Annotated in this window: 4 protein-coding genes and 1 pseudogene; 2 read left to right on the top strand and 3 right to left on the bottom strand. The window is 61.3% G+C overall.

All coding sequences use genetic code 11. The annotated features are described in order from the left end of the window. Window positions 1-671: VOC family protein (locus tag Q0M35_RS16680; protein WP_295317397.1), on the top strand; the 671-nt coding region annotated here is incomplete at its 5' end. 47 nt (window positions 672-718) lie between these two features. Here the strand turns inward: Q0M35_RS16680 and Q0M35_RS16675 are convergent. Then, window positions 719-2932, bottom strand: coding sequence for a hypothetical protein (locus tag Q0M35_RS16675; RefSeq protein WP_295317396.1), 2214 nt, complete (start codon window positions 2930-2932; stop codon window positions 719-721). A 165-nt stretch (window positions 2933-3097) separates the two neighbouring features. On the opposite strand from Q0M35_RS16675, the gene Q0M35_RS16670 reads away from it, so the two are divergent. Continuing rightward, window positions 3098-3790, top strand: coding sequence for an SIMPL domain-containing protein (locus Q0M35_RS16670; protein ID WP_295317395.1), 693 nt, complete (start codon window positions 3098-3100; stop codon window positions 3788-3790). A gap of 48 nt (window positions 3791-3838) precedes the next feature. Here the strand turns inward: Q0M35_RS16670 and Q0M35_RS16665 are convergent, their stop codons facing one another. Then, a complete protein-coding gene (locus tag Q0M35_RS16665; protein WP_295317394.1) occupies window positions 3839-5131 on the bottom strand; it encodes an O-acetylhomoserine aminocarboxypropyltransferase/cysteine synthase family protein in 1293 nt (430 codons plus the stop codon). A 69-nt stretch (window positions 5132-5200) separates the two neighbouring features. Beyond that, window positions 5201-5789 (bottom strand): annotated as a pseudogene (locus Q0M35_RS16660) (hypothetical protein); the annotation flags it as partial.

Here is a 5789-nt window from a genome sequence, read left to right as displayed (position 1 = left end):
CCAGCCCCTACAATGACGAATTCAACTGGATTGCGCAGTCTAAACCGGTGGGTGTCGGTTTTTATTATCTCGATCATCTCACGCACAATGTGCACCGCGGCAATATGGACAAATGGTTCCGCTTTTATGGTGACCTCTTTAATTTCCGCGAGATCCGGTTTTTCGACATTGAAGGCAAATATTCCGGGCTGCTGAGCCGGGCGCTGACGTCGCCGTGCGGCCGCATTCGCATCCCGATCAACGAGGACCGTGGTGAGACCGGGCAGATCGTTTCTTATCTGAAGAAATACAATGGCGAGGGCATTCAGCATATCGCGGTGGGCGCATCGGATATTTATGACAGCACCGATGAGATTGCGTCGCGTGGACTTAAATTTATGCCCGGGCCGCCCGACACCTATTACGACCTCAGCTTTGACCGCGTCACCGGCCATAACGAGCCGGTGGACCGGATGAAGAAACACGGCATCCTGATTGACGGTGAGGGCGTGGTTGACGGGGGAGAGACAAAAATACTGCTGCAGATTTTCTCCAAAACGGTGATCGGCCCGATCTTTTTCGAGTTCATTCAGCGCAAGGGCGATGATGGATTTGGCGAGGGCAACTTCAAAGCGCTGTTTGAGAGCATCGAGCAGGAACAGATCGACAACGGAGAACTGGCCGCTGAGTAAGCCCGCGCGTTCTGCGAGACCTGGGTTCCGATGCCGTGCGGTTGTGATCAGCCGCGCGGCATTTTCAGGATAATGTTGCGCCCGCTTTTCTGATACCGCAGCTCGGCGTCTCCGATGGCCGATACCTGCCCACCGTCAAGCCGGTCACCGACCTGCACCTTCTGATACCGTCCGTTTCCAAGGCGGATCAGGGCGCGGCGATCGGACGGTTTACCGTAAACACCAATGAGATTGACGCGCCGCAGGTTGATCGCATTTTTCTGCGTGGCCTCGCGCGAGACGGATGCGCTTGACGGAATTTTCGGGGCCACGGCCCGTGGTGCCGCGCTCGCTGTCGTGACTGTGGCCGGCGCAGCAGCCGAAGGTGCCGCCGTCGCAGCCTGTCGTTGCGCGCGGGCAACCGTCAGCCCGAAATCTGAGGGCCGGAAAGACGGGCGAAGAGACACGCTGATGACATTACCTTCAGGCTCAGCGGTATCCTCCTCCGTCTCCTGACCGGCGAGCAAGGTCTCGTTTGTGCTGTCGCGCGGTACCAGACTTGCGGTCGCTGCGATTGCATCTTCCTGGACAGAAGGCGGTCTGATTTTCGGTCGGAAGCGGGCAAGCTCGTTGCGGGTCAGCCCGGACAGGGTGGCCCGCTCCGTGGATTCAATCAGGTCAGCAGGGCGAAGTTTCGGGCGGAAGCCGGACAGAAGCGCGCGCAGCACCGGATCCTCACCCGGCTCTGCCGCGCGCGGCCTGTCGGCAGGCGGTTTGAGGGGCGGCGGGCCGGAGAATACAACGATGCCGTCAGGGTTGAGCGCGCCGTCAGGCGTTGGAACCACGAACCCGCGCTCGTTCAGTGCGAAACTGGTGCTGGCCGGAGCCGGGGACGGCGGAGCAAGCAGTAAAAGATCAGGCGGCGTATCCGGTACGGCCGGCAGTGCCACGGCATCGAATGCTGTCTGAACCGGGTCAATGCTGGTGGCGTATATATCCTCAAGATCCATAAGCGCCGGCGGGCGCGGGACCTTGGGCGCAAAAGGCCAGATTCCGGTAACCGCATACTCTGCCCGCAGATCGGCGGGCGCCTTTGGCGTTTCTGGCTGGGGCCCGGGCGATAGAGGAACGCTGAGCGCTTCCTGAATGGCCGTATCCGTTGCCGAAAGTGTGGTTTCTTCGGGGACCGGACGATCCGCGGTTTCCGTTGTCGGTACTGGCTGTGCAGGTTGCGGGGGCGAGGCGAACTGTGCATCGGGTGGAATTTCGGAAGGCCGGTCGAGCCAGGCAGATAGCCCGCCCTGGCCGATCAGACCGGTCGCCCAGAGCGCGCCACTGCCCAGTGCCACCACAACCACAGCCGCGAGAAACCCCGCAAGAAGTCCGGCGTTATCGTTGCCTGCCCGGTCATGCATCGCGGCAAGATCGACACGGGCACCTGTGGGGGCTCTGAGCGATCCGGCGGTTTCGGCGGGTGGTTTTGCTGGTGCCTCAGGACGCGTGGGGGTTGCCCGTTCGGACAGGCGAGGGGCAGACGGAAGTGCCGGTTCCGGAATTGCGTCTGCGACCGGAACTTCGGCCACCAGTTTAAGTTCTTCAGGTCGGGCACTGACAGCGTTCTGCGGGTCCGGCGCACCGGCGAATATATTGTCATGACCCTCTGTGGTGTCATCGGCATCATCCGCCGTGTCTGCATCATCCGGATCCGCACCAACCGCCACGCCGGCCGGCGCCTGGCCACTTGCCAGGCTGACGGGCGCATCGTCGGTTTCGGCTTTGGTATCGGGTCCGAGCAGGTCTGCGGCCGCAGCAGTCTGGCCGAAGTCCGGCTCGGTCGGAAAGGTCTGGTCCTCGCAGTGGCCGGAAAAAATCACAGGGTTGAACCGGTGCGCAACGGCGAAGGCCTCGGCCTCTTCCAGCGTTTCACGGGCAACTGCGGCCACATGAAAGCGCCCGTCGCTGGTCGTGACCACGTCGAATACCAGGTCTTCCACCGGATAGGGCGTGGCGCCGTCAAGCAGGCGGCGCGCCGTGGCCATCACGTCTTCGTCCGGTGTCGGGGGCGTCTCATCGAGATACCGGATCAGGCTGTCGGGCAGAACCAGCTTGCAAAAGAGCCCGCCGCGCGCAAGCGATGTGGCGGTGCGTCGCAACATAGCGAGGCGGTCATCCAGATCGTCCGCGGCGGTATCGGCTTCTCCCACGGCATGCCACCCGTCAGCCGCGCGGTGCAGCAGGCGAACAGTGTCATGCGACAGTAGCAGTGCAAAATCAGGCGTCATTCAACAGGTGTACCAGTCACTCTTGAGGACGGACAGGAAGCCATCGTCCTGCGCGGACATTACAGCAGGTCTTCGCCGAGTGAAAGAAAAAGGGCCGGGTTTGCGCTTGTTCCCCGAAGCCCGGTCGTGTTGTGGTGGAGCAGGATAAAAAGGGGAGGCTTTAAGATGAAATTTCTGACGGGAACGGTGATCGTGCTGAGCCTCTGGATACCGCTCGCAGCTGCAGCACAGGAGGCCCGCACAATTCACACAAGCGGCGTGGGTTCAGTTGCTGAAGTGCCTGATATGGCCGAAGTATCCATCGGTGCGACCCGCGTAGCGCCTACTGCCGGCGCGGCGCTCAGTGCCACATCCGAAGATCTGCGCGCTGTGCTGGATATCCTCGAGGCTGCAGGGATCGCGCCGCGTGATATCGCCACCGGCTCGGTCTCGGTACAGCCCGTCCGGAGCCGCGGTGACCAGTTGCAGACCGAGCCGCCGCGGATCACCGGGTTTCAGGCCAGCAACACGCTGTCAGTACGGGTGCGCGACATTGCGCGGGTCGGGAGTATACTTGATGCCACAGTGCAGGACGGGGCGAATACCTTTAACGGTCTTCGGTTCAGTTTTCAGGATCCCGAACCTCTGCAGGACAGAGCGCGTGCCGCGGCGGTCCGCGATGCAATGCGCCGGGCAGCGCAGCTCGCAGCGGCATCGGGGGTCACGCTCGGTCCGGTGCTGAAGATCACCGAGACGGACGGTGCGCCTGGCCCGGCGTTTGAGATGGCAGCTTCGGCCCGCATGTCGGATGTACCGGTTGCAGCCGGAGAACAGGAGGTCCGGGTGCGTGTCGAAATGATTTTTGCCATCGAAGACTGACCGCGGAGCGGGGGGGGCGGTCGCGCCCCCCTTCCTTATCTGTTTGCTTCAGCTGACCGCTTTGGCGAGCGCCTGATCCATATCCGCGATCAGGTCATCAGCGTCTTCGGTGCCGATGGAAATCCGCACCACACCAGGTCCGGCGCCCGCGGCCTCCTGCTGCTCCTGCGTCAGCTGCCGGTGCGTCGTGGAGGCGGAGTGTATGACAAGCGACCGTGTGTCGCCCAGGTTGGCCACATGGCTGAAGATCTCCAGGGCATTCACAAATTTCACGCAGGCGTCATAGCCTCCCTTGATCGCGAAAGTGAACAGCCCGCCCGCCCCCTTGGGGCAGATTTTGGCAACCCGTTCGAAATAAGGTGAGGATTTCAGACCGGCATAGGTGACATACTCCACGCGATCATCCTTTTCGAGCCAACCCGCAACCTTTTCGGCGTTTTCAACGTGGCGGTCCATCCGCAGAGAGAGCGTTTCGGTGCCCATCAGCGTATAATGTGCGGCACCCGGGTTCATTGTCATGCCGAGATCGCGCAGACCGATGGCGATGCCGTGGAAGGTAAATGCCAGCGGGCCGAAGGTCTCATGAAACTTGAGCCCGTGATAAGCCGGTTCCGGTTCGCTGAGCGAAGGAAATTTGTCATTGGCCGACCAGTCGAATTTACCTGAATCCACCACGCAGCCGCCGGTGACGGTTCCGTTGCCGGTAAGGTATTTGGTTGTCGAATGCACCACCAGTGTCGCACCGTGCTCGATCGGGCGGCAGAGATAGGGCGTGGCTGACGTGTTATCCACGATCAGCGGGATGCCGGCGGCGTCCGAGATTTCCGAGATCGCGTCAAGATCGGTGATATAGCCACCCGGGTTGGCAATCGCCTCGCAGAAAACGGCGCGGGTATCATCGTCGATGGCGGCTTTGACAGCGTCTGTGTCGTCGAAATCAACAAAGGTGCAGGACCAGCCGAAACGTTTGATGGTGTGACTGAACTGTGTGACCGTGCCGCCATAAAGGCGGGTGGAGGCCACGATGTTTTTGCCCGGGCTCATCAGCGGGAAGAGCGCCATGATCTGGGCGGCGTGCCCTGAAGAGCAGCAGACGGCTCCGACGCCGCCCTCAAGCGTCGCGATGCGTTCCTGAAGCACTGCAACTGTCGGGTTGGTCAGCCGCGAATAGATGAACCCGACTTCCTGAAGGTTAAAGAGTGCCGCGGCGTGTTCCGCGTCCCGGAACACATAGGCGGTGGTGTTATAAATTGGTGTCTGCCTGGCGCCTGTTGCCGGGTCCGGGCGCGCGCCGGCGTGAATCTGGAGGGTATCGAAACCGTAATCGGGGCCGTCTTGCATCTGGAATTCTCCCTGGATTTTCCGGCTTATGGTTAGGGCAAGCCGCGAACGGGTACAAGGGTGCTGCCGTCAGCGCATCCAGAGCTTTTGTGACCTGATCCGGTTGCGGATCGCGGCCTCTCTTTTGGGCAGATTGTCACGGTCAAAGAGCGCGCGTACCTTCGCGCCGCGGCCCTGATATACATTGCGGCGGATCGGATGAAATCCTTTGAGTACCTTCCTGAGGCGGTTGGGCGCGGCGATGGTTTCCAGCAGTTCAACCACAGCGTCACTTTCACGTGCGTAAAGCAGCGGGAATGTGCGGTAATGACAGCTGATCGCTCCGTCCAGAAGCCCGTCAGGCAGAGTATCGCGCCCGCCGCCCAGGGCATGAATGACCAGCGGCAGGGCGATCTGGTCAAGCCACGGTGTGAGGGTCTGCGTGCACAGCGCTTCCGGCGGGGCGTCGCGGATCGCCAGCGCGTATTCCTCAAAGCGAGCGCCGAACTCCTGCGGGCAGCGGTAGTAGAAGAAACCTGCATTAAAGTAGAGGTACCTTCGCCAGTATTCATCCGGGTAGCCGGGATCGAGCGAGCTTTCAAAATCGAGCCCGAATTTGTCATAGAGCGATTTCCAGATGCCGGTGTATCCGGGACCGTAAAGCGGCGGATCAGGCCAG

The sequence above is a fragment of the Roseobacter sp. genome (assembly GCF_024639605.1).
GTDB lineage: Bacteria > Pseudomonadota > Alphaproteobacteria > Rhodobacterales > Rhodobacteraceae > Roseobacter.
Note: the sequence above shows the minus strand (reverse complement) of the source record. Positions and strands in the feature narration are given on the sequence as shown.

Coding starts and splice junctions, on each gene's coding strand:
- Q0M35_RS16670 (WP_295317395.1), top strand. CDS start 3,098: ATGAAATTTCTGACGGGAACGGTGATCGTGCTGAGCCTCTGGATACCG.
- Q0M35_RS16675 (WP_295317396.1), bottom strand. CDS start 2,932: ATGACGCCTGATTTTGCACTGCTACTGTCGCATGACACTGTTCGCCTG.
- Q0M35_RS16665 (WP_295317394.1), bottom strand. CDS start 5,131: ATGCAAGACGGCCCCGATTACGGTTTCGATACCCTCCAGATTCACGCC.